The organism is Paenibacillus wuxiensis (genome assembly GCF_040195695.1).
GTDB classification, from domain to species: domain Bacteria; phylum Bacillota; class Bacilli; order Paenibacillales; family Paenibacillaceae; genus Paenibacillus_B; species Paenibacillus_B suaedae.
On the sequence record NZ_JBEFZI010000006.1, the window covers coordinates 107591 to 133226 of the forward strand.

Below are 25636 nucleotides of genomic sequence, written 5' to 3' on the forward strand. Positions count from 1 at the left end.
CTATCTGAACGCTAGAGAAATTACTTTTTGACGTACACCGGCTTCACACATACCGGCTTAGACACCTCAACGGACTGCCCTGTACTCGTGAGCTTGCCAGTCGAATTATCTACACGGAATACGACAATATTGTTCGCATCTCGATTAGCAGCCAGCAAATACGCTCCTCCAGGTGTCAATGCAAAGTGACGGGGATGACCTCCCTCTGTTGAAACAAATTGTACAGTCGTCAATTTGCCAGTGTCAGGCTGTACTTCGTATACAACGATACTGTCGTGTCCACGATTGGATCCATACAAGTACTTTCCATCTTCTGAAATGGCGATCTCTGCACAGTAGCTCTCGCCATCGAAGTCCACAGGAAGTGTCGACACCGTCTCAATCGCATGGAGCTCACCATTGCTCGCGTCGTATGAGAACACACTCACCGTTGAATTCAATTCATTGATGACGTAGACGAATTGACCATTCGGGTGGAATGTCAAATGACGCGGCCCAGATCCTGCTGGAACCTCATATTCACCGTGCGGAACAAGCACGTGGCGCTCCTTATCTATGGAATAGCACTTCACCCGGTCAATCCCCAAGTCAGACACATAGATATACTTCTCATCTGGACTGAAAAATGCAGAATGCGGATGCGGCTGGTTCTGATTCGGATGCGGGCCATGGCCGTGATGCTGCTGTACATCAAGCTGGCTTCCTACTTGTCCATCTTCTAGGAGCTCTACCAATCCAATGCGGCCGCCATGATAGCTGGCAACAATCAGGTAACGGCTCTGAGAGTCTCGTTGAATATGGCATGTCGGAGCATCAAGTGAGAAGGCGCGGTTCAATTGCGTCAGCTTGCCTGAAGCTGTATCTATTGCGAAGCTAACTACCTCCGCAGTCTTCGAACCATCTTCAATGACACATTCTCCAATGGAATAGAGCTTCTGATGATCAACATCGACATTGATGAACGTTGGATTTTTCAACCCTGCTGCTTCATCCAGCTTCGTCAATTGACCAGTATTCTCATCCATCGAGTATACATAAAGTCCAGAAGAATCTGCTTCAGCATACGATCCAACAAACACTAACATATTTTGTTCCATATATGTAACTCCCCTCGGTGTTGTCCTTAAGTAATATAGGAAATGTTATTGTGTCTCTACTTTACACTTGGTACAGCGGAATATCAACATTAGAGGCTCAATCAACACAATCAAATAGAGAGAGCCGCACAATATGACAGCTCTCCCTCTCGTTTTGAATAACTTATATGTGCTCAGGTATAATGCCTGCTGGGATTTTCCCATCTGACCCTAAGTAATACCGATGTGTTGGTGTCAGCTTCTCATCAAGCTCGTACACAAGCGGTGTCCCTGTTGGTATGTTCAAATCTGCAATTCCATCGGCAGGGATGTTGTCCAGATATTTCACAAGGGCCCGCAGTGTATTGCCATGAGCAGCAATGATGACCCGCTCCCCTGCTTGAATTGCCGGAGCAATGGTCTCATGCCAATAAGCAAGCACTCGCTTCTCCGTATCTTCCAAGTTCTCTGTTAGCGGGAATTGACCCGGCTGCAAGGAAGCATATTTCCGATCTGCTGCTTCATAGCGTGAATCAATCGGCTCCAAAGCAGGTGGTCGTACATCCACTGATCGCCGCCACAGATGAACCTGCTCTTCCCCATACTTATCTGCTGTCTCTGCCTTATTTAATCCTTGCAGCGCCCCATAATGACGTTCATTCAGCTTCCATGTATGGTGGATAGGAATCCACATCTGATCCATCTCATGCAGTGCGATCCAAAGGGTTCGAATGGCCCGCTTCAGCACAGAAGTATAAGCGGTGTCAAAGACGAATCCATGCTGTCGCAATATCTCACCCGCCTGTCTCGCTTCAATAAGACCTTGTTCAGACAGGTCGACGTCCGTCCAACCTGTAAATCTATTTTCCAAATTCCATACGCTTTGTCCATGTCGAATCAGCACAAGTTTAGCCATAAGTTGCCCCTTTCTGTGAGCGAGCCACGTTCACGCCATGTTAGACAATCATATTTGATCATGTCCTTCTATTCTTTTTTTAACCAAAATGAAAGGAGATGAAACAATTGCGAAAACTAATGAAAACAACATGTAATCCATACACAATTATTCCCTACTCCTGGCTACCGCTCGGCCACAGTGTGGATTACGTCTAACAGCTGTTCGATCGCATCGTCTTGACGATACTGCTCCATCTTCTCCCGCATCACTTCTTTATTGGCATAAGCGCTATGAATGGCTTCGATAAATGCAGACCCTTCCATTTCTTCTTCAAGCAGAACATGGCAATAACCGGCGGATTGAAAGGAGCGAGCATTCTGTATTTGATCTCCTCTGCTCGCCTTCTTAGACAACGGGATCAGCAGCATAGGAATCTGCAGCTTCAAATATTCAAATATCGCATTGGAACCTGCTCTTGAAATGACCAGATCAGCAGCTGCAAGCGCATCGCCAAGCTCTTCCTTCATATATTCGTTTTGTTGATAGCCGCGATACGTAATGGAAGGATCGATATTCCCTTTTCCACATAAATGTATAATCTGATATTGTTGCAGTAACTTCGGCAGACTGCTCCGAATTCGCTCATTCAATCGTTTAGAACCTTGACTTCCGCCCATGAAGATGAGTACTGGCTTCGTACGCGTAAAGCCGCATGCATTCAACCCTCTGGATCGACTGCCCAGCAGCAGCTCGGAACGAACAACTGCTCCCACATAGATAGACTTGCGCTGCTTCACATGTTCTATCGTCTCCGGAAACGTAACACATACCTTCGTGGCAAAGGGCAAGGCCATCCGATTCGCCAATCCTGGGGTAAGGTCTGATTCATGAATGATAACCGGTACACGATTCAGCCAAGCACCAATGACAACAGGGAACGATACAAATCCCCCCTTAGAGAAGACCACCTCAGGCTGATATGTACGGATATATTGATACGCCTGCCATGTCCCCTTCAATACACGGAATGGATCCTTTACATTGTTCCAGTCCCAATATCGGCGCAGCTTGCCCGTTGCAATCTTACAGTATTCTACCCCATCTAAGCCAACAATCAGTTCGGCCTCGATTCCATGCCGGGAACCAATGTATCGTACTTCCCATCCTCTGTTGATAAACTTAGGGATGAGAGCAAGGTTCACAGCCACATGTCCTGTCGTTCCTCCACCAGTAAAAAGGATGCGTCTTGTCACATTCAGGCACCTCGCCATCTATCTGTAAATGAACCGATCCGCACGATACGTTCCTTTAACAACTTGCCTGCTCATAAAAAATGATTCGGTTGCCAGATGGATCAGTGACACACACTTCATGTTCATCCGGATCAAGTCCAGGTTTCGCGTATTTATACTGCTTGCCGCACATCTCAGCGTGCAGCTGCCGTATATGGCTAACTTCAATTCGTACTGCCGAGCCAGGACAGCAATCCCCATGATGCTCTGATAAATGAAGTATGCAATTGCCGCGCGCAACCTGCATGTACAATGGGAAATTATCTCCGTATCGATGCTCCCACTCTATTCGGAACCCTAAGAAATCTACGTAAAATTCACGCGCTTTATCCTCATCGAATATTCGCAATATCGGTATAGCTGGTCGAAACGAAATAACCTCCATGCAAACTCCCCCTATTCGACTCAGAATATCACTTTGATGTATTATCGAAATAATACCACAATTTGGTTACATACACACACTACTCCCGCTTCATTCGTTGCTATCCCATCCCCCTTTATTCGTCTTCTTGACTGACTCTTGACTGCTAACTCCTTCAACAAAAAAACGGCACAAGAGCAGTAGCTCCTGTGCCGTTATCATTGCTTTTCATGAATAAATCAGCCTATTAATTGCGATTGTTCCATACGCATTCATTTCTAATGGGATTTCAGTTCATGATCAAGCTGACCTCAGCATGCACTCTACCTCCGTCAAGATTTCACTCTAGCAGTGACTTAACATCCTCGACAATCTTATCTTCTGGCGGTTCTAATCCATTGTAGCGAGTGAGCACGGTCCCCTCTTGATCAACGAGGAAGACTGAGGTGGTATGGATCACCTGATCATCGCCTTCCACCTTCTGCACTTGTGATTTGAACATCTCAAGACTGTATTTTTCAATCGCTGCCTGACTGTAACCCGTGACAAAGCGCCAATGAGTTGTATCAGCCTTATATTTACCAAGGAACTCCTTAATCTTTGCCGGCGTATCAATAGAAGGGTCGACACTGAATGATAGTATATGTACGTCTTCAATTCCCTTTTCTTTTAGCTTCTGTTGAATTTCTGTCAGGTTGAAGGTCATAGGTGGACATACCGTAGTGCAGCTTGTAAACGCAAAGTTAACGAGCCATATCTTCCCTTTCATTTGCTCGGTACGAAAAGGCTGTCCGTCTTGATCAATCGCCTCAAATGCAGTAACCTTCCAGTCGTAATCATTCGGCTTCGGCTTGCCGCCACAAGCGACTAGAACGATCATAATCATAGTGATTACACTACTTACAAGTATCTTCTTCATACCGACCTCCACATTACGATACCACATCGTTTTTACTCTTATTGTATCGTAATTGCAAGTCTATTTTTACCATCTACGCCCCTATTAAGCCACGATATTGTGACATTTTCATACATACATCGTAGTGAGCAAAAAATACTCTCTCCGCGTATTAGCGAAGAGTGCTTGGTGCCGTTCCAGACAACGCTTCAATTGATTTGCATAGACGCTCATACAAGGAAGTCCGAGGTGCAATCTCTTTCAAATTTGACAGCATTCCGAGCAAGATCACCTTACGGGGACGTACTTGCAGCAGTTCTTCTTCCAGCACTTGAATAGAATCCAGAACATCTTGCTTATTCCAGCTTTTCTTCTCCTTCGAATCCATGTCCATACTCTCTACAGCCTCTCTCAGCTGCTTCACAAGAACAAGCGGATGCAATTGCTTTGGCTTCAAATGCTCCTCATCGAATCCGACCATGCTTCCATTCAGTATTGGCTCCGGTCCATGCTTCAACATCCCCTCGGCTACATAATCCATGATCGTAACAATGTACCTACTGAGGCTGTCCAGCTCGATGGGGAAATTGTCGAATAGCTTCATATACATATAGGTAAAAATCAGACTGCTAAGCAACGTTGCGCTGTCAAGCATATAAGGGCTGAATTGCTCCCCATAGATATCTTGCAAGGATTCCATCAGCGTCTCTATATTAAACTTATTCATTTGCTGCATGTGTTCACGAAGCTCTTTGCTTTCGGTATGCTTCGTATTATCCCGTATCTGCATCTTGATAAACTCAGGATGTTCGTTCCAGATGTGAATATAAACCCCGATTTTGCTTATTAACCGTTCACGAAGATTAGGCTGTTTCTCGCGCTCCAACATCAGCAAGCGATCCTTCAATAATTTGGATTGATACATGAAGATGTTCAGCAGCAGCTCATCCTTGGAACTATAATATTGATACACACTTCCTTTTGACATTTTACAGAAGGAAGCGACTTCCTGCATCGTCGTCTGTACGTATCCCTTGGATGCAAACAATTTCATAGCCGATAATAGAATCTGCTTCTTCTTCTCTGGCATATGCTCTTCCATTCGCTGTCCTCCACACTTGGTTCCTAACAAGTTCTTAATATGACTATTGAGTTCTCAATATCATAACAAAAAGTGGTCATTACCTGCAACCACATGGGATTGGACATATGAAGATAAACTTATCCTCTACTCATATTGAGCCAAGATACACCGATTATTGAACCATTTCTCCTCGCTGTGCTGCACTGGTGTAAGATGCATCCCGCTTCCAGCCAATAAGCATGCCCGCACTTGCGAGCAACACAATGGCGCCAAATGCATAAGGGATCTGAACATGAACATCAAACAGGATTCCAGCAATCGCTGGCCCAATAATATTGCCAAGACTCATATAAGCATTGTTCATTCCTGCAACGAACCCTTGCTCATTCCCTGCCATCTTCGACAATAACGTATTGATTGCAGGCCGTACGATGGATGTTGCCACGAAGAATAACATCGTAACAAAGAAAATAAGAAAATAATTCGAGACGAACAACAACAAAATCATACTGATGGCAGATAATCCAAACATCGTGAGCAGAATCTTCTTCTCACCGAATGTTCGCAACAGGCGCTCAATTAGGATAGCTTGACAGATGACTCCGATTATAGCACCTAGTGTAATCATTAAGGAAATATCCTTCGGCGTAAATCCATATTTCACATCAACATACAAACCAAATATCGCTTCAAAATTCTGCAATCCGAACGTTAATGCGAACACCAGCACAAGCAGCATGAAATACGGCGCCTTCGCAGAAGCGGCCATCTGTCGGAGCAAATTTTCCTTCTTCTTCGTGTTGCTTCTCGCTGCCATCCGTTCCTCGACAGACAGGGATTCAGGCAGGAACAACAAAGAGACTACCGTAGACAATCCAGCAAGTGCTGCTGCTGCGTAAAAAGGAACTCGAATTCCGTATTCCGCCAACATGCCTCCGATACCAGGCCCTATAACAACGCCGAGCGTCATGGAAGCCATCAGCATGCCGAGCCCCTTCCCTCGCTTCTCTTCTGTTGTAATGTCCGCTACATAGGCCATCATCGGAGGTGTCATTAACGCTGCTGACATACCGCCTAGCAGTCGTGATACATACAACATCCACATGTGTTCAGCCATACCGAACAGTAGCTGTGAAACGGTAAATAATCCAATTCCCGTTACGATTAGCAGCTTTCTGCCGTATTTGTCTGACAACTCGCCAGCAATCGGCGAGAACAGAAATTGCGTTAATCCAAACGCCGCCACCAAATACCCCATCGCTTGCCCCGTAGCCCCAAACGCTGTCACATATTTCGGCATAATCGGAATAATAAGCCCCATACCAACCATAGCAATGAACATGTTAACCATAAGGATAACAAGCGAACCTGAGCCTTTCTTTTTTGTTGACAATGCTCTCCACCCCCAAGAACCAATAAGTTTTATTTTTGACTTTATAGTCAAAATCCATAGTACTCTACTCGACTCCGGAATGTCAAACTCCATTTCCAATCCCTGTGCTCCCCATAATTCTGTTGTCATCTACAAAAAAAGCCCTCAGACGAGGTAACTCGCCGAGGGCTGCCGCATGACAGTGAAAGAATATAGATATAATGGGACCAGACATGTTGAATTTTTTCACCTTTCCTACCAAACGCCTTAAGGAAGTTATACAGGCAGAAGGTGTTTCCTGGCCATGTGCAGAACTATTGTCTGGTTCGCCGCTAAATATATTCCCTTAGATAGTGGTTGATGCGTCCTCTACAGTCACCGGAGAAGCCGCTGTATCAATGGACTGCGGCGTCACCTCGGCTGGACGGCTTTCGTGACTGCCTCCTTGCAAATTCAAACCAATTACGCCGAGAATAATAAGCAAGATCGATACAACCTTAATCCAAGACATTGACTCTGAGAAGAAATAATATCCGATAACGGCAATGGCTGCAGTACCAACACCTGACCATATCGCATAAGCGACACTGACATTAATCTGCTTCAGTGAGAAATTCAAGCTCGTAAACGCAAGCAAATAACAAACAATCATGAGAATGGAAGGAACCGGTCTTGTGAAACCGTTCGACATCTTCATTGAGATGGTTCCGATAATCTCCAATGTAATCGCACCGATTAAGTAAAGCCAACTCATCATAATTGCATCACAGCATTTCCCCCGTATCTATCGTTCTTCACCTATTGACTTCACGAAAATAGGCACAATAGAGCTATTATGTTGCATCACGAGCGCCTTGTCAAACAGCATAGCCACTCGCCTCAAATTAGGCGCTCTCTTCAATCCATTCGTCTAGTCACCATGCTCCTGACCCACATACACTTATAACGTAAGATAAAAGCAAAGCATGACGAAAGGAGCCAATGAACATGTCCGAAGTATGTGGTTCAGTTGGAGGCTTTTGTGGTGGAGGTTTTACTAGCGTTGGCGTAATTCTTGTTCTCTTCATTTTGCTCGTCATTATTACTCGTTCCTTTGGCTGCGGATTCGGTTTCTAATTTACGCCAACAACCCCGGCTGTTGCAGCCGGGGTTGTTTCTTCTATCTTATACTTCTTTATCTATTAGGATTCAAATAATGCCTGTGCGATATATTGCCCTTGAGCACACCCGCCCGGTATGGCGAACAATGCTCTCGCTACCGTCTTCGTAGATTCGTTCATCTTGTCCTTCTGTCCAAGAATTTCTAACATCTGACAAGCTGTTTATATGGATTCATTCATAAAGGAACCGTCATTCATCCATGATCGTGCTATATACTTCTTTCCTGCGGTGATCACTGCATGATCGCTGCAAAATGGATATTGTCATGTATTCAATGCTGCGTTCCATCATAGCTAAGCCTCGCTTTGGCTTTAGGTTTTATCATTGCACATGCCATACCTGCAAAGATGAGAACGATTCCCCCTATCTGCATCCCTGTCGGCCGAAATCCAGTGATCCACGTATCCAGTAAAATTGCCACGGCGGGATCGAGAAATACGAGTACTGAAATGACTCGTGTAGGCAGCTCTCTTAAACTGTCAAAAAACAATAAATATACAAATCCGGTATGAATGAACCCAGTCGCTACAATTGCGAACCAATTGCTCCATGTTAATGCACCATAAGACGACATATCAACGAATGGCAGCAGCAATACGATCCCGAGGCTCGTCTGCACAATCGTAATCGCATACCCACTTAGTTGAACAACACCCTTGCCTAACAATGTGGTCATTGCATAAAACACAGCTGCCATGAATGCCCACACTACCCCTGATGTGAACAGCTCGTCCATGCTTGCGCCTCCTTCGATACCGATAACAAGAACAGTACCGACGAAGCATATCCCCACAGATAAAATAGACCAGACCGTTAATTTTTCCTTGAATAAGATACTTCCAACTAGCACGACAATGACCGGAGCCAAATGATATATCGATATCGCAATCGTAATCGACATCCACTCGAAGGACTTGAACAAGAACACCCAATTGCCCACAAGAAATACACCGCAAGCTATCGTTTGCAGCAATTCCCGTTTGCTCCACTGTTCACGCCGGTATTGGCCTGAAGCCGCCCAGCAAATTCCCAGAAATAATGTTGCGCAAATGCATCGTATGAAGACAAGCTCCATTGACGGTAATCCAGTATGCTCGGAGAAAAATCCGATAGAGCCAAAGATGCACATGGATATGATCATTTTCATCATTGGCAGCGAGTTATTCCATTTCAAGACGATGACAACCTCCTTAATGTACCTCACCTGGTGAATGAATTTCATAGAACGCAGCCTTACTACCCTTCTACATTTTACCACATGTAACATATATAAAAAGAAGGGACAAGCTGTGCATCGCCTATCCCTTCCCTATAATCAACCTATCTCTGTTATTCAGATGCTTTTACCGCCCTTGTCTTCCCCTGCCACTTGTTCTTAATCGAATGAATGATTTGGGCAATCGCGCCATCACCAGTTACATTAGCAGCCGTACCGAAGCTGTCCTGTGCAATATACAGTGCAATGGCAAGACTAATCATTGCTTCATCGAAGCCGAGCATGGATTGGAACAATCCGGTTGCCGCCATGACGCCGCCGCCAGGAACACTTGGTGCTGCAATCATCGATATGCCTAACATGAAGATGAACGGCATCATTGTGCTTACCGATAATGGCGCGCCATTAATGTACATGATCGCACTTGCTACGGAAGTAATCGTAACCGTTGAGCCAGTAATATGAATCGTTGCACATAACGGTACCACGAAGTTTGATACTTCTTCATCGGTACCAAGCTTCTTCACTTGAGACATGGTCACGGGTATCGTTGCCGAAGAAGACTGCGTCCCTAGCGCTGTTAAATACGCCGGGAGCATCGTGCGCAGCATCGAGATTGGGTTGCGCTTGTTCAATATGCCCGCGATCGTATACTGTCCAACAATGACCACAGCATGCAGCACTAATATGACAAGGAAAACTTTAAGGAACACTTGCAGAATGAATGCAACCTCGCCTGCTTGTGTCATGTTCATAAAGATCCCCGCAATGTGGAACGGCAATAGTGGAATCAATATCGCATTGATTACCTTGCCTACAATCTCCTTGAACTCCAACGATGCGGTAAGCAAGACATTTGACTTCACAAACGTAATGCCGACACCGATCACGAAGGATAGCAGCAGAGCAGTCATAATGTCGAATACCGGTGGCATGTCCAATTTGAAGTAACTTGTTAGCAGCATCTCTTCTGGATTGCTCGCCCGAAGGCCAGATGCTCCAGACAGCAGCCACGGGAATGTTGTCTTGGCGACGCCGTATGCCAGCATGCCAGACAATACCGTGGATACATATACAATCAATGCCGTTATGCCAAGAAGCTTGCCAGCTCCCCTCCCCAACTCTCCAATGCCTGGGATAATAAAGCCAAGAATGATTAACGGTATGAGAAAGCTCAAAAATTGCCCGAATAAATGATTAAACGTAGCAAATATTCTTATAAACCAATCTGGCATAATTAGTCCCGCTCCAGTACCGAGCAGGATTGCGATAATAATACGCGGTAATAATCCTAGTTTTCTCATGAAGTACTCCCCTCCAGTGCACGCAAACAAATCAATATATATGTCCTCACACAGTATACATATGTATTCTTCTTGAACACATTGTCCATATTAGCATACAACGAAAGAGAACAACACTGACAAATTGAGGGATTCATTGCTCAACTATAGGATGTACTCGTCCCCTTGAATCCATGATAACTGATTCAAGCATTCTCATTAACTTGGCGATACGATCATTTCAAGATTATGCTTCGCTGCTCATATGTGGTAATGTGATAGAGAGACAACTGCAGCGTTGCTGCAGCAAGGACAAGGAGGAAATATTTTTGAATCGCACAAAATCCATTACATTCTTCACGCTCATGCTAGTCGTACTGCTTATCGCGGCTGGTTGCGGCAGCAAGCCAAGTACTGGGCAAAATGGAGCGGCAGACACAACCAAGTCTGGTCAAGAGACGAACAAGGAGGCTCCGAAAGATAACAGCGATAGCAAAAAGACTTCCGATTCCAAAAATCCGATTGTCACGATCGAAATGGAAAGCGGAGACAGCATTGAGATTGAGCTGTATCCTGACAAAGCTCCGAACACCGTAAACAACTTTATTTCTCTCGTGAACAAAGGATTTTATGACGGGACGATCTTCCATCGTGTTATTCCAGGATTTATGATTCAAGGCGGAGATCCTCAAGGCATCGGCATTGGCGGGCCTGGTTATGGCATTAAGGGAGAATTTGCGAACAATGGAGTAGAGAATGACCTGAAGCATACGGAAGGCGTATTATCAATGGCACGCTCTCAGGATCCGAATTCAGCAGGATCCCAATTCTTCATCATGGTAGCAGACGCACCACACTTGGATGGGGATTACGCGGCCTTTGGCAAAGTGATCAAAGGGATGGAAATCGCGCAAGCGATCGTGAATGTACCAACCGGGGCTAACGACAAGCCGGAGAAAGACCAAAAAATGAAAAAGGTTACTGTAAATACATTCGGCATCACGTATCCGGAGCCTGAAAAAATTCAAAGCTAACTCATAAGCTAATATATTTGATTACAGGGACAATAGAAGGCTGGCTCCTTCTTTTGTCCCTGTTCTATTTTATATAACCCATCAATGGGAATCACGTAATCATGCTGATGTGCTGGTGAGCACTCTATTTATCGGCTTAAGGTGATTTCGCAGCCTAAGGAACGTTGTAAGGAGTCAGGGGCTGCACTACTTCCGTGCGCCCCGTTGTCCTTTGCTGGCATTGCTGCGAGATGAACGAGATTGGATCGACGGCTGTGACTTGCGTACTGGCTTTCCAGAATGACGGCGACCTCCTGCTTTTGCACGATTTCCTTTTGTGAGCGCAATTGGGCCCATTAATGACTGAAAAGTGCTGTACATGGATCGTGCTTGCTGGAACATGCCGAACATCTTCTGAATTTTGCCGAACGTATTCATCAGGTCATCGATTCCATATTGTCTGTTCAATGAAGTGTAAGAACCACCGCCTGCGTTGTCTGCAGCTTCTTGATTCGCAACTGCATTGGATGCAGAGGGATCCGTTGGGGTTGTTAGCCCCATTACATTTTGATTCATGTAAGGCGCAGATGCTTTCGTTCTGCCCGGCTTGCTGATAGATCGTGAGGCTGCTCTAGGCGAGGCGGACAGCTTGTGCTTGGGTTTCGAGCCTTTGCGTCGAGACGTTCTCATGATGACGACCATCCTTTACCTCTGCTTGTATGGGTGATTCCACTCTTGGTAGAGCGGAAGCCTTACAAGATAATCTATGCACTCCCGCAACAGCTCGTATAGGTATCTATCTCTTTATTCGTATTTTTGTGCCATCACCCAACTAGGGGTCTGATCTTAGGAAATACTTGCAAGGCGTTATGATAAAATACTTCCTCATGATGACGCTCCGGAATGACCGTTTTCACAAAGTCAATGTAGGTTCCAATCGGTGCAAGTGGCCAATCTGTTCCGAAGAGCAGCTTATCATAGCGGTCACAATACACGATGGCGTGGCGCAAATGCTGAAAAAATAATGGCGACTCCTCGTCCAATCGCGCAAATCGCCTTGAATCTCCCACAAGCAGCCCCGACAGATCTGCATACACGTTTCGATTCTTATATACGACTTCTGCTCCGTCCAGTACCCATGGATCACCGAAGTGTGCCATCATCATCGTCACATCACGATGCTTCACGGCCACTTCATCAATCGTTAACGGATGGGCGTATTTCAGCAGCCCCCGTTCTGAATACGTATCTCCACAGTGGAATACAACCGGAACCTCGTACTTGGCAGCCAACTCATATACCCGATCATAGACACTGTCGAATGCATAGAATGGATAATAGCCAAGATATAATTTCAATCCCACTGCTTGCGGCTTCTGCAGTTCGAGCTCTATCCGTGCCCATGCCTCTTCATCGCATTGATAGGGATTGATTCCAATACAATAAGCAATCGAAGGAGGGAGCACATCCACAAGATCAAGTACCATCGGGTTATGGGCCTCAGCATCAGGGAATCCCTCTGCTTTCGTCTCTGCCAGCCCCATTCCGATACCGAAGACAACACCATGCTGTGCGTATTCTTGCAGAAGCCCCTTCACACTGTATTCTACCTTGGATAATTCGTCTGCCGTACGCTGGAACTCCTCGATTCGGGACAGGTGCATATGGGCATCAATGATTTTCACCCCTTGACCACCTCCGGCTCAGATTGCGGAAAACGAATAGCACGAAGATCGGTTAACGCCTCCGGTTCGATTCTTTCCATCGAGAACATCAGCATAACGGGAGAAGTACGCTGAGTATGACCGTTCGGGATGTGCAGCTTGTGAATCACATTTGTATGTGTCACTTCTTTATTGGCATACACGCTCGAGCGAGAAATCGTATGATCTGTCACGATGTGCATAATGGCTGTCTTATCGCTGGAACCGAATCGATAATCAGAATTTTCGTAAACATCGACAACTCCCTTACCTTGAGGGAAAGCGATTGGCTTTCCGTTCGAAGAATACGCTTCGAGCCAGCTATTTTGCTCAGGTTCCCCGTTATAAATGAACATTTCTTGCTCCAATCGATCATTCAAATAAGCTTGAGAAGCTTGATGCACATCCGTGAAATGGCATAATACTGGTACACCTGGCAACAGTAAATAATAATTGCTCAATCGAATTCCTTTATACTTTTCATGCTCACGAATATGAAGATCAACCCGAATTCCCTGCCATTCATTACGATGCTGATCAAACAGCTTAACAAATTGTGCAGACCGTTCTTGTTTTAAGGCTGACAGCATCGTAAGCTGATCGAGGCTGGAATAAAGCCCACCGACAAATGGATTCCACCATGACTTAACGTCCCGATCCGGGAAATTACTCATTAACCATTCTTCCCCTTCAACTTCGAGCGAGAACAGAGAAGAATAATAGTCAGGTGCCGCTTTCATCCGAATAACTCCGTTATCAACCGTGTATACGGTATACTCCGAATCCACCGTCTCGGTGCAATCAATCGGGCTCGATAACTGACGGAAGATTGCTGAATGATACTGCCCTAGCTCTACATCCAAGCATGTGTGAGCATCAACAACATCAATCGATTGAAGTAGTGGGCGCAACGTCACGCTTGCTTGCGTCACCTCTTCTTCAGGCGTTATGGAGCACTGGGCTTCAATCTCTGCCGAATAGCGGTATGACATCTGCACATTGCCACTCCATATGCTTTGTTTTCGATCCTCCAAGATCATGGTAGGTTCGCCCTTCACGAACGGATTCCGGTCGACTGTCTGCAGATGCGTCTGAGGGGTAAGTTCGATATGCTCATCCCATCCCTCCTGCATGGTACAAGCACGGAAGGCCTTCCAATCCACAAAGCTTCCCAGTGAAATGAATATGGGTTCACTCTTCACTGTCTTCCAAGCATCAAGCATCCCTATATTCGTATCCAAATCCATATACCAGCCTTGAAACTTCAATTCGTATTTCTTACCCCAGCTTATCCCGATCGGCAGCTCGTCTCCGCGGCTGAATAACCAACGTTCCGTTATTAGGTTGCTATCCCAGAACTCATATTCACTTCCGATAGAATCATTCATTTCTACAAACTGACCCGCATAAGGAATGATTGCACGGTAGAGATCATGACGAACGGATTGGGATATCCATAAATCTTCAAGCAGCGGCTTATCCCCTTCATTCGTTGCTTCGAACCAGCGTTCAACGATGCCATCACCATGAAGCCGAGTCATTACTTTCAATAAGACGCCCGGGAAAGCTGAGGAGCGGTAATGCACTTCCTTCACCATGGCTCCGTTCTCTTCTTTTGCAAAAGACACATGACTAGGCGCTGCCTTGGAGAACTCATCCGAAAATGGCTTGCCTAGTTTCGGAAATAAGAGACTCATGTGCTTGTCCATTCCGACGCAGCTAAGCGTTGTGTCGTTATGCTCCTTCATGAGAGATACTGCATATTTTCCATGTCCAATCTGCCATCCTGAGTTGCAACGCCCCCCGTAAGCTGCACCTATCCCTGGGAATGACGCACTGATTAACGGAAGGAATGACAATGATTCTCCAGACCCTGTCTCAACTTGTATAAGAAGCTCGGTTTGGTAATAACCGAATTGAAGAACTTGATACCGGAGTGGAATGGACTTGCAGGAGAGCGGCTCGATCTGAATTTCGAACTGGCTGTGCTCCCAATCGATCTGATCTTGAGAAGGGAGCATGAAGCGGAACGTCGCTGACTCTGCCAGGTGACTTGCGATGTCAAGATAGGCAACGCCTTGCTTCCTATGGAAGGCGCCGAGATCAGGAAGCCTCAATTCCACAGCAGCGGGCTGTTTCGGAACAACACCGACTCGGAACTGTGCGGATTTCCCATTGATCAACAGCTCTGTACATACAGTTGGAGTCGTTCTCCACTGGCTGATTTCCTCCTGCAATTGCTGAACATTGAATTCTGCCTGGAGGGTTGCTTCTCCAATTACATCAATTGATGACTGCCAATCAAAATGAATATTGCGATCACTCTTCCCTTGAAGTTCGATATGAAGAGGTTTCCCTGACTTATTTACGAGATGGTAGTGAATCGAGTAGGTTCTTCCGCAAATCAGATCCGGCTGCGCGATCTCGGCCGTCAATATATAATCATCCGTATCAATCTGCCTCATACCGCGTCCTCTTCGTTCAAATTCCACTCTCAGTTTCTTGCCGGACTTCTCCCACTCATACCGATAATAGTCGAACCCATTTTGCTTGATGCCGTCTGGTGCGAGGGTGATTTCTCTCACGGAATCCTGATACCAATCAAAATACTCAAAATGAGATGCCAATGCTTCTGTGCGGACTACCGTTGGGATAAAGTTCATGAGATGTGTCGTTTCATCCCGATCCTCCCAGAAGAACCCGCATTTTTTATATAAAGGAACCGCCTTCGTATTGCTTTGCCACGTGTACAAATCCAATCTTGGCCATCCTAATGTAATCGTGTCATCAATGACTTGAAGTAAGAGCTGCTTGCCAATCTTCTGCCCATGATAGTCGGGATGGACATTTAATAAATGCACATACAGTGCGCCCGTGTCTTCCCGATACTCGCATATTTTGCAAAAGCCTACGACCCGTTCGCCGTCTAGCGCTAAGTATAAGGCTAGAGTATCCGCACTCTCCTCCCTCTGCCGCACTTGCTGTGCCGTCATCCTTGAATTTCCGCCGCCGAATGATTCATGACTATCATTCCACATGTCGGCGATCGCTGCTGCCAATTCGGGTCGATACTTCTCAATTTGGATTGTACGAATCATACCGCAACCTCCCAAGATTACTTCAACTAGAGCTAGTAGAGATGCCATTATATGACATCACCACTGTTGATTATATCATCATATCAGTGGATAAATGTTACATTTGAAATACACTTTCGAAATCACGTTCTCCCTCGTAAAACAGTCCAAAATCTAGTTGACAAGCTCAATCGTGAACAGCTACGATATGATTGTTCATATGTCCATATATTGGAATTTTAGCTTCGAATGCATAATTGAATCCCCCTCTAGCGTATATAGAGGGATTTTCAATTTGTAGATCTAGAATATACGTTCTTAATCACAGTACATAGCGTCTTAGGTAGATTGGATGTGGAACTAGTATGAAAATACGGAGAACAAGACCGGACTTTCTCCTACTGCTGCTAACTGTCTTATTGGTAAGCTTCGGAATCATGATGACATTTAGCGCAAGCTCATATACCGCGTTGCAATATTATAAACAACCTTGGTATTTCATTGATCGCCAGCTCGGATTTGCCTGTGTGGGATTCGTTCTTATGCTGCTGTTTATGTGCATCCCCTACCCAAAACTCAAGAAGCTATCTGTCCTGCTTGTCTTCGGCTCCATTGCCACCTTACTGCTCGTCCTACTCATTGGCAAGGATGTAAATGGTGCAAGGCGCTGGCTTATGATAGGCGGCTTCACCATACAACCGACGGAGTTCATCAAATTATTTGTGCTGCTATATGCATCTATTCTCATTGCCCGCAAGGGAGACAAGATTCGCAGCTTCAAGCTCGGGCTGCTTCCACTCCTATTCGTGGTTGGCTGCATCGCCTTATTAATATTGAAACAGCCGGATTTCGGCTCTTCCCTGCTTATCATCATTGTAACCGGGGTTCTCATCTATGTCGGTGGTGCAAAGCTGTCCCATCTTCGTTCCATCCTGCTAGGACTGGCGCCCATTATCATATTCCTCGCCGTGTTCAAAAGCTATCGGTTGAAGCGGATTACTTCCTTTATGAATCCGTGGAACGATCCTGATGGAAGCGGCTATCAGCTGATTCAATCATTATATGCTGTATCCCATGGCGGGATTGCTGGGACTGGATTTGGGCAGAGCATACAGAAGATGTCTTACCTGCCAGAGGCACACACAGATTTCATTTTCTCCATCATTGCGGAAGAATGGGGGTTATCAGGTACAATCTGTTTTCTCTTGCTCTACTTCCTCTTCCTGGCTCGTGGACTGCTTGTAGCCTTGCGTTGCAATGAACCGTTCGGACTAATCCTTGGTACGGGGATTATTTCTATGATAGGCATCCAACTTGTGATGAACATAGGTGCTGCCACTGGATTTCTGCCGATTACAGGTATCCCGCTTCCCTTCATCAGCTATGGAGGCTCTTCCCTGATTGTGTGTATGACTTCGGTTGGCATGCTGCTGAACATCTCTCGCTACACCTATGAGACTCAACAGGCTGAAAGTAAAAATATAAAAAGGAAAACGAGGTATACTCATGAAAGAAAGATTGGAGCGCATTAACTATGTCATTAGCTGTTGGTATCGATCGCTCTCGTTCTAAGTAAAAGCAGCTGCCAGAAATCTGAAAGCGGCTATCACTTATCTGAATCGAATCAATTTAGCACGCCATTATGATATTGCGGCACACTGCTGTATTACTATGAAGCACGCAGAGACTTACCGGATAAGAACACGAACTTTAGAACATGCCAAAAAACCCGCGACTCCGCGGGTATCTTTATGTATTCGACTTGCGGTACAACATGCAGCCGTGCATCGCCTAGTCTGTTTACATTTCTTTGTTCGAATCCTGACCAATGGTCATACGATATTTCAGTTCCGTAATATTTTGCTCCATTTTACGAACAATTTCCTCAATGAATTTAACATCCACAGACGGCTCCGTATTTACGATTTCTTCACGTTCACGATGCATCATTGAGATCTTATTTGCTCGTTCTTGCAGCTTCAATTCCTTGTATTTCTCCAACAGATCAGAGATTACCGCATAGAATTGGCTGTAATCCTTAATAATATCATCCAAGAATGCGTCTACTTCATCGGGATCATATCCACGGAATTTAATCTGAAAATCCTTCTGATGAATGGTGAATGCATCCAGCGTAATTCCTAGCTGCTCAAACAATTCCTTCTGATGATCATATTGATCGTTCTTATTCTCTTCCATCTCTGTTCCTCCGTTCCATGCCAACCGGATCGCCTTCCTATTCCAAGTTGCGATCGATTTTATCTAAAGAACACACTATCAGCACTAACCGAACATTTCAAGTGTTTCCTTGTAACCTGTAAGTAAATGGCAAGAAAAATCCTTCTTAGCCTGCGTCAAATCGGAAAATGCCCCAGTCTTGTATGATAAGACTGAGGCAAGGTGCCTACACGATTACACGGTATCGTTGTCCTTAGCTGCGGAACGGTTCGCTCCCGCTTGTTCGAAAGCTTCTGCACTAAACTCTACATTATTGGCCTGCTCAGGAACAGGAAGCTTATTCAGCTTCGTGGATTGAACCTCTGCTTTTGTAGCAACTTGATCATCATGAGATTGCTTGTTGTTCATTGCTGCCCCTCCTTTCCCTAACCTAGGATCGAAGGTTATTATGTGCATGAACATGCATTTCCATACCTATCCATCACATTGTTCGTAGTGGATTAGGAATTCACTACAGCAGCATTCCCGTTTATATAAGTCCGTTCTTGCAGTGAGATTTCGATAATACGATGAAGCAGCTCACCGTACGATATCCCCGCTGCTTGTGCACTTTTAGGCAATAAGCTGTTTTTCGTCAACCCAGGAAGCGTATTGACTTCAATCACGTACGGAGTTCCTTGATGTAAAATCATATCAATACGAGCGTATACACTGCATTGCGCAGCTTCATATACGCCAAGAGCAGTCCGGCTAACCTGCTGCATCACTTGCTCCGGCAGCTCGATAACTACCTCGTCCGCACCACCATCTTCATACTTGGAGGTATAATCGAAAAATTCCCCCTTCGGCTTAATCGATAGAATCGGCAGCATTGCTCCATCTAATATGGAGCATGTGATCTCTTCGCCTTGAATATATTGCTCAATCAGCACTTCCGAATCATATTGGAACGCTTCCTCTAAGGCCGCGACAAGCGCATCACGATTGTGCACCAACTGTACACCGATGCTGGATCCGCCTGCGTTTGGCTTAATGACGAGCGGATAACCTAGGTCTGCCTCAATCCGATCGATATCATAGGCGGAATTCGATCGCAGCATAAGCCAATCCGCTGTTGCGAAGCCTTCAAACTTCACCAGCTTCTTCGTCAGCAGCTTATTCATACATAAACTGCTTGATAATATCCCACCCCCAGTATACGGAATCCCGAGCGTATCAAGTGTTCCTTGAATGGTGCCGTCTTCTCCGAACGCCCCATGCAACGCGAGGAGCGCGATATCAATCCCTGATACCTTGTCAATCAGCTCTGCCTTGCTGTTCAATACAATAGGTACCGCCTCATATTTGCCAGTTAGGTGTTTCATCATTTCCTGACCTGTCATAAGCGAGACGTCCCGTTCTGTAGACACGCCCCCCATAATGATACCAACCTTCATCTGTTATCCCCCCTGGATGATTTGCTTTATTACGTTCCCTATGATTCGAGTCCCTCGCTCGATGTCTGGCTTCGATACGCGTGAAAATCCAATTCGGAATGTGTTGGCGCCTCCTCCATCTGTGTAGAATCGGCTTCCAGGTGTAAATAGAACGCCCTGTTCACGGCACTTCATAAGTACATCCTCAACATTAACCGAAGGCTCCAGTTCAATAAATAAGTGGAGTCCACCATCGCCCCATAATCTGCGGAGTGGAATATGTTGTTCACAACACTGTACAGCCCATTCGTACTTGCGTTTATATACGGATTTGGCTTTTTTCAAATAAGATTCAAAATGCCCATTGTGTAAATATTGATAGAGTACCGCTTGATCCAATGTTGAGGTATGGATCGTTCGAGCCCTCTTCATACTAACGAGATATGAAATGAGCTGCTCATCTGCAATAATCCAGCCGATTCTCATCCCTGGAAACAGAATTTTAGAGAAACTCCCAATATAGATAACATGATTAGCCCCGCCAGCGCAGGCAATAAGTGGTGCGACATGCGCACCTGAATAGCGCAGTTCCTCACTAAAGCCGTCTTCGATTACGGGTATGCCGTGCTTGGCAAATAAGCGTATTGCAGTCATCCGCTTGTTAGGAGACATCACCACTCCAGTAGGATTCTGATAGGATGGGATTAAGTATGCCAGATCATAGGAACGTTCCTCTAAGGCGTTCGTTACCTGTTCCATGTTCATCCCATCGTGCTCCATCGCAATGCCTTCGATCTTGAGTCCATGCATCTTGAACAATTTAATGGCACTATGATGGGTAGGATTCTCACAAATGACACGCCCATGACGCTTATCCATAGCAGATAGGACAATATCGAGTCCTTCCGTGAAGCCGTTCGTAATGAGCATATCCTTGCCCTTCATATCAATGCCCTTAGATTCCATATATCGCTTCAACTCTTCAATTAGCGGCTGATATCCCTGAGCATATCCGTAATTCAGCATAATCTCGCCTTCGGCTGCAATACGGTCTACCAATGCCTGCTTAACATATTGAAGTGGAAATAATGATTCATCTGGCGCAATACTCATAAACGAGATCATTCCGCGCTCGCCGCGTACACCGTGTTTCATCACATCCATGCGCTCAGCAGTTTGCGCCTTCTCGCTCATTCTCTTGTTCCAGTCCATATTTGCTACAATTGTATCGGCTCGTTCAGCAGGTGAAGCATAGCTGCCCTGCCCAGGGATTGAATAGATGAGCCCTTCATCAGCAAGTTCTTGATAAGCTGCAATAACGGTGTTGCGGCTTACACCCCATACATTGCCAAGCTCCCTTGTCGAGGGAAGCTTCTGATCAGCTGTTAGCCATCCGCGATTAATGAGCAGTCGCAAATAATCTCTAACTTGCAAATAAGCTGGTCTCCCTGGGATCAGCTTAAAATCTTGGAACATGTGCTCAACTCCCCTTTCTTATCTTGGCACAAACCCTTCCAATTGAGAAGAACCACATTCAGGTTATTTTACAACCGATGCGGTTCTTAGTCGATGTGATAGTGGAATCTAGCACTCTGCTGTAGTAAACTAGTAATGCATCATCCAGATATGATTTGAACGAGCTCTAGGAAGCAACACGATTACTATTAATATTGACTACTACATTGGAGTGATTGCTTGTGACAACGTTACCATTGAATGAACGTGGAATTCCGGCAAGCCGCATCGTGCTTGGCTGCATGGGAATGGGCGGAAGCTGGGATAATGAGCCGTATACAAATGAACATGTGAAGCGTGCGGAAGCTGCTATTGAAGCGGCGCTTGAGATTGGCATCAATATGTTCGACCATGCGAATATTTACTCCCGCGGCAAAGCGGAGCAAGTATTTGGCGACGTGCTGAAAGCGCAACCAGGATTACGCGAGAAGATTATTATCCAATCCAAATGCGGCATTCGTTTCGCTGATGGTGATATTCCGGGAAGATATGATTTCTCAAAATCTCACATCTTAGAGAGTGTCGACGGCATTCTTAGTCGTCTCGGTATTGAATACTTGGACATATTGCTGCTGCACCGCCCCGATCCTCTGATGGAACCGGAAGAAGTCGCTGAAGCATTCAACCAATTGAAGCAATCCGGCAAAGTGCGTCATTTCGGCGTATCCAATATGAGTGCAGGTCAGATTCGACTTCTGCAATCATGCTTCAATGAACCGTTCGTTGCGAATCAGTTGGAAATGAGCTTAGCCCGTTATGGCTGGCTGGATGCAGGCGTGCACGTGAATCAAGCAGCCGCCGCTGACGATACTTTCCCAGATGGAACGCTCGAATACTGCCGCATGAATGGCATTCAAATTCAATCTTGGGGACCGCTGGCGCAAGGCTTGTACTCTGGACGAAATCTTGACAATGAACCCGAATCGGTTCAAGCTACCGCGAAGCTTGTTCAGAAGCTAGCTTCTCAATACAATACAACTTGCGAAGCGATTGTACTTGCATGGCTAATGAGACATCCAGCACATATTCAGCCCGTAATTGGTACTGTTAATCCAGAGCGGATCCGCGCTTGCAAGGATGCACCTTCCATTACATTGTCGCGTGAAGAATGGTATTCCCTCTACGTCAGCACGAGAGGCCGTATGCTGCCTTAATCATCGTTGACACAGCGATATAGATGACTGAATCAAGCGGCATCCATCCGGATGCCGCTTTTCTTCTGTTGAATACGATTTTTTCGTTCAATATCGTAAATTCAAGATGATCAAATTTACAAAATGATTCGATATGCATATTGACAATAATTTATTTATATGTTATCATATATTATTTAACTATTGATATTTAATTCCATCCGTGATAAAACATATTATGCTAAGACGCAATGGCAAACCTTACTCACGATGGAGGGATATACTATGATCGTTGCACCAGGAGTCATGATGTTGGAGTTGGAATCTGAAGGCATTGGAGGACCAGTAGCAATTCATCCTACTCTAATATGGGATGAAGAGGATGCAATACTAATCGACACTGGGATGCCAGGGGATTGGATTCGAATCCAGCATGCGATGCAAGAAGCAGGCGTGCCGCTCGATCGATTGCATGCTGTCCTGCTTACCCATCAAGACCTCGATCATATCGGGAGTCTGCCTGATGTGGTATCAGCCAAGGATGGCCATCTCGAGGTGATAGCACACCACGAAGACGCCCCCTACATAGAAGGCAAATCTCCACTCATTAAGACAAGCCATGAAGCTATGGCGAAGCTTCTGCCGCTGCTGCCAGAAGAACATCGTCCTAAGGTCTTGGCCATGTGTAACATGCATCCATCAGCGAATGTAACCAGATTGATTACGGATAATGAAGTTCTTCCTTACTGCGGCGGAATCCACATTATCCACACGCCTGGCCATACAGCAGGGCATGTCAGCATCTATTTGGAGCGCAGCCGTATCTTGATAACCGGCGACGCGATGATAAGCGTCGATGGAATGCTGCAAGGCCCCGTCCCGCATGCGACGCTGGACATGGACAGCGCAATTCACTCTCTCTCCAAGCTGGCCAAATATCCGATTGACACAGTTATCTGTTATCATGGCGGTCTGTCCGAACAGAACATACACCATCAGATCCTGCAACTATTACATTCGTCGATAACGAAGCCATAATAAAGAGGGCAGCTAACCAACATCTTATTGTGGTTAGCTGCCCTCTTCTTTCCTTTTGAAATCAACACACCATACACTTTTCAAATCTGATAATGTAAAAACCATTCTTTTCTACCTCACTGGTTCCTACTCTTACATTTCCTGCTCGCTCATAGAAATGTTGATTATTACGTATTGACCTTCACATCATGTCATCCTTTACACTATGTTTGTGGCCGCATTATGAAGGAGTTGGTACCAACAATGCATATTCGTGAATTATCTAAGCTTACAGGAGTCAGTCTTCGTTCGCTGCGTTATTACGAGCAGAAGCATCTGCTGTCCCCCGCTCGTTCAGAGAATGGGTATCGCATATACGAAGACATCGATGTCCAGCGCGTTCAGCTGATCCAGTTATTCTTGAAGCTTGGAGTTAGCACTGATGAGATAGCACGCCTGATTCAGAACTGTGAAGGGTTGCCAGGGCGTAACAGCAATAATAGCAATCATCAAGCTGAATGCGCTGCAGCGTTTTATGAAGAACGACTTCAGGAGATAAGAGAACAGATTCAATTATTACGAGAAGCAGAGCTGCAACTAGAAAAACTAGTTACTCATTGGAAGCAACATATAACAGAGGATTAATATTGTAATTTGAGAAGAAACGAGGGATTTCCTATGCTGTTTTTGGATCATGTTACACTTGCAGTTCCTAATTTGTCTCAAGCCGTCCATCTTATTCAAGAGACTACCGGCATTATATTTTCGAAGCAAGTCATTCCGTTCCCAGGAACAATTGGGCAGGTTGCCTATTTAAGAGAGGGATTTATTGAACTCATCGCCTTAGAGGATTTAGAAGAAGCACAGAAGACGCCATTGGGCTCAGCATTCGCTGCATTTTCCTCTCAGCGTGCAGGGATTTTCGGAGTCGCATTAGAAGTAACAGGGGGGTTGTCTTCATTTATTGAACCTGCAAGAAGTCTAGGAATACCTTATATAGGACCTAACCATCAATTCGCTCCATTAGAAGACGGAACCAGCATCTCTTTTCAGACGGCCTACATTGGACCACACATGCCGTGGTTAATCGAGTACGAGCAATCGCGTGTCTGGCCTAGTGCATATACATTGACTGGAGTCGAAATTCAAACAACGAATATTGAAGAGGATCTAACTGTGTATTCCAGCGCCTACCAGCTGCAAGCATCCATTGCAACAGATTCCGGCAGCCTGGATCGGATATTCTTGCTTGATCGTGGTTGGCTATCACTTCATCATACCGATACAAATGAAACATCAGGGTTTAACGCAGTTGTTTTGAAGAAGGATAGCGATACATTCCGTATTCTGTGTACACCTCAGGGTTTACAAGTAACTTCGTAAGGATGCTGGCTTCATAAGTCTCCTTGTTCGCCATCATAAATTCAATACTCGTTTATTTGATTGATTTTATTCGAATTTATTTTGATCTAACTTTCACATAGGTTGAATTTGGTGTATGATGGCTAATAGTGGAATTCAAGGAGGTATGATATGATCTTACGACGTCTTGCAATTGGGCTCGTTTTCATTGTACTTTCAGTATTGTATGTGTACATTTGGCAAAATGGAGATCTCCGCTCCTTATTCAACATCAATTGCTATTTAGGTTTAGGGTTGTGGGTAGTCGGTTCCCTTTTCTCGGGTCTATTCACGGATGATACGAAGCTTAAATTTAATATGGGCCATATTCCGGAAGAAGACCATCGAAGAAATATTAAATTCAGCGGTACGATGTTTTTAATTGGGCTGCCGAGTATTGTAACATCCATCATTATCTTTACTTTTGTCCTATAAGCGAGCGGCATAATCATCATATAAGAAGAGAGGATGTTAGCCCCATCTACTTGGCGGGCACATCCTCTCTTTGTATTATAGATACATAACTGTGAATTGAACGAT

At 45.3% G+C, this 25636-nt stretch carries 25 protein-coding genes; 8 read left to right on the forward strand and 17 right to left on the reverse strand.

Annotated elements, in window-relative coordinates; translation table 11 throughout:
* Positions 1-20: 20 nt before the first annotated feature.
* The 8 genes from ABN764_RS14625 to ABN764_RS14660 form a co-directional block, all read right to left on the reverse strand.
* Entirely contained in the window at positions 21-1097 is a 1077-nt protein-coding gene (locus ABN764_RS14625; RefSeq protein ID WP_446672316.1) for a lactonase family protein, read from the reverse strand.
* A 163-nt stretch (positions 1098-1260) separates the two neighbouring features.
* Positions 1261-1992 carry a 2,3-diphosphoglycerate-dependent phosphoglycerate mutase gene (gene gpmA, locus ABN764_RS14630; protein WP_446672317.1) on the reverse strand — a complete coding sequence of 244 codons (732 nt, stop codon included), beginning with the start codon at positions 1990-1992 and terminating at the stop codon, positions 1261-1263.
* Positions 1993-2156: 164 nt separating this feature from the next.
* Positions 2157-3227: an undecaprenyldiphospho-muramoylpentapeptide beta-N-acetylglucosaminyltransferase gene (gene murG, locus ABN764_RS14635; protein ID WP_446672318.1), complete on the reverse strand. Its 1071-nt coding sequence runs from the start codon at positions 3225-3227 to the stop codon at positions 2157-2159.
* Positions 3228-3282: 55 nt separating this feature from the next.
* Positions 3283-3651 (reverse strand): glyoxalase superfamily protein, encoded by a 369-nt coding sequence (locus ABN764_RS14640; RefSeq protein ID WP_446672319.1) that lies wholly within the window; start codon positions 3649-3651, stop codon positions 3283-3285.
* Positions 3652-3970: 319 nt separating this feature from the next.
* Complete coding sequence (locus ABN764_RS14645; protein WP_268624835.1) at positions 3971-4549, reverse strand: SCO family protein; 579 nt, start codon at positions 4547-4549, stop codon at positions 3971-3973.
* A gap of 151 nt (positions 4550-4700) precedes the next feature.
* On the reverse strand, positions 4701-5630 hold the full coding sequence (locus tag ABN764_RS14650) for a TetR/AcrR family transcriptional regulator (protein ID WP_446672320.1): 930 nt from the start codon (positions 5628-5630) through the stop codon (positions 4701-4703).
* Positions 5631-5784: 154 nt separating this feature from the next.
* Positions 5785-7005 (reverse strand): MFS transporter, encoded by a 1221-nt coding sequence (locus ABN764_RS14655; RefSeq protein ID WP_446672321.1) that lies wholly within the window; start codon positions 7003-7005, stop codon positions 5785-5787.
* 325 nt (positions 7006-7330) lie between these two features.
* Positions 7331-7741, reverse strand: coding sequence for a DMT family transporter (locus ABN764_RS14660; RefSeq protein WP_446672322.1), 411 nt, complete (start codon positions 7739-7741; stop codon positions 7331-7333).
* 230 nt (positions 7742-7971) lie between these two features.
* Here ABN764_RS14660 and ABN764_RS14665 point away from each other — a divergent pair, with 230 nt between their 5' ends.
* On the forward strand, positions 7972-8100 hold the full coding sequence (locus ABN764_RS14665) for a sporulation protein YjcZ (protein WP_194483572.1): 129 nt from the start codon (positions 7972-7974) through the stop codon (positions 8098-8100).
* Between the two features lie 316 nt (positions 8101-8416).
* Here the strand turns inward: ABN764_RS14665 and ABN764_RS14670 are convergent, their stop codons facing one another.
* On the reverse strand, positions 8417-9295 hold the full coding sequence (locus tag ABN764_RS14670; RefSeq protein ID WP_065291218.1) for a DMT family transporter: 879 nt from the start codon (positions 9293-9295) through the stop codon (positions 8417-8419).
* Between the two features lie 179 nt (positions 9296-9474).
* Positions 9475-10665 carry a dicarboxylate/amino acid:cation symporter gene (locus ABN764_RS14675; RefSeq protein WP_268624832.1) on the reverse strand — a complete coding sequence of 397 codons (1191 nt, stop codon included), beginning with the start codon at positions 10663-10665 and terminating at the stop codon, positions 9475-9477.
* Positions 10666-10973: 308 nt separating this feature from the next.
* On the opposite strand from ABN764_RS14675, the gene ABN764_RS14680 reads away from it, so the two are divergent.
* Positions 10974-11678: a peptidylprolyl isomerase gene (locus ABN764_RS14680; RefSeq protein ID WP_370510427.1), complete on the forward strand. Its 705-nt coding sequence runs from the start codon at positions 10974-10976 to the stop codon at positions 11676-11678.
* Positions 11679-11864: 186 nt separating this feature from the next.
* On the opposite strand, the gene ABN764_RS14685 is transcribed toward ABN764_RS14680, so the two are convergent.
* From ABN764_RS14685 to ABN764_RS14695, 3 genes are all read right to left on the reverse strand, one after another.
* Positions 11865-12347 (reverse strand): hypothetical protein, encoded by a 483-nt coding sequence (locus tag ABN764_RS14685; RefSeq protein ID WP_446672323.1) that lies wholly within the window; start codon positions 12345-12347, stop codon positions 11865-11867.
* 134 nt (positions 12348-12481) lie between these two features.
* A complete protein-coding gene (locus ABN764_RS14690; protein ID WP_174809809.1) occupies positions 12482-13342 on the reverse strand; it encodes an amidohydrolase family protein in 861 nt (286 codons plus the stop codon).
* Positions 13339-16458, reverse strand: coding sequence for a GNAT family N-acetyltransferase (locus ABN764_RS14695; RefSeq protein ID WP_446672324.1), 3120 nt, complete (start codon positions 16456-16458; stop codon positions 13339-13341). Before ABN764_RS14695 ends, ABN764_RS14690 begins: the two co-directional genes overlap by 4 nt.
* Positions 16459-16802: 344 nt before the next feature.
* Between ABN764_RS14695 and ftsW the strand changes: the two genes are divergently transcribed.
* Complete coding sequence (gene ftsW / locus ABN764_RS14700) at positions 16803-17969, forward strand: putative lipid II flippase FtsW (protein ID WP_268624827.1); 1167 nt, start codon at positions 16803-16805, stop codon at positions 17967-17969.
* Positions 17970-18237: 268 nt separating this feature from the next.
* On the opposite strand, the gene ABN764_RS14705 is transcribed toward ftsW, so the two are convergent.
* From ABN764_RS14705 to pdxR, 4 genes are all read right to left on the reverse strand, one after another.
* Positions 18238-18636 (reverse strand): DivIVA domain-containing protein, encoded by a 399-nt coding sequence (locus ABN764_RS14705; RefSeq protein WP_072730012.1) that lies wholly within the window; start codon positions 18634-18636, stop codon positions 18238-18240.
* Between the two features lie 213 nt (positions 18637-18849).
* On the reverse strand, positions 18850-19023 hold the full coding sequence (locus ABN764_RS14710) for a hypothetical protein (RefSeq protein WP_162833950.1): 174 nt from the start codon (positions 19021-19023) through the stop codon (positions 18850-18852).
* Positions 19024-19115: 92 nt separating this feature from the next.
* A complete protein-coding gene (locus ABN764_RS14715; protein ID WP_446672325.1) occupies positions 19116-20051 on the reverse strand; it encodes a D-alanine--D-alanine ligase in 936 nt (311 codons plus the stop codon).
* A 3-nt stretch (positions 20052-20054) separates the two neighbouring features.
* Positions 20055-21506 carry a MocR-like pyridoxine biosynthesis transcription factor PdxR gene (gene pdxR / locus ABN764_RS14720; protein ID WP_446672326.1) on the reverse strand — a complete coding sequence of 484 codons (1452 nt, stop codon included), beginning with the start codon at positions 21504-21506 and terminating at the stop codon, positions 20055-20057.
* A gap of 221 nt (positions 21507-21727) precedes the next feature.
* Between pdxR and ABN764_RS14725 the strand changes: the two genes are divergently transcribed.
* The 5 genes from ABN764_RS14725 to ABN764_RS14745 all read left to right on the forward strand — a co-directional run bounded on the left by ABN764_RS14725 (position 21728) and on the right by ABN764_RS14745 (position 25531).
* Positions 21728-22699 carry an aldo/keto reductase gene (locus tag ABN764_RS14725; RefSeq protein WP_446672327.1) on the forward strand — a complete coding sequence of 324 codons (972 nt, stop codon included), beginning with the start codon at positions 21728-21730 and terminating at the stop codon, positions 22697-22699.
* A gap of 264 nt (positions 22700-22963) precedes the next feature.
* On the forward strand, positions 22964-23716 hold the full coding sequence (locus tag ABN764_RS14730; RefSeq protein WP_446672328.1) for an MBL fold metallo-hydrolase: 753 nt from the start codon (positions 22964-22966) through the stop codon (positions 23714-23716).
* A 243-nt stretch (positions 23717-23959) separates the two neighbouring features.
* Positions 23960-24340 (forward strand): MerR family transcriptional regulator, encoded by a 381-nt coding sequence (locus ABN764_RS14735; protein WP_446672329.1) that lies wholly within the window; start codon positions 23960-23962, stop codon positions 24338-24340.
* 33 nt (positions 24341-24373) lie between these two features.
* Positions 24374-25078, forward strand: a complete 705-nt coding sequence (locus ABN764_RS14740) for a VOC family protein (RefSeq protein ID WP_446672330.1) — start codon at positions 24374-24376, stop codon at positions 25076-25078.
* A 150-nt stretch (positions 25079-25228) separates the two neighbouring features.
* Positions 25229-25531, forward strand: coding sequence for a DUF5316 family protein (locus tag ABN764_RS14745; RefSeq protein WP_174810871.1), 303 nt, complete (start codon positions 25229-25231; stop codon positions 25529-25531).
* Positions 25532-25636 lie beyond the last annotated feature (105 nt).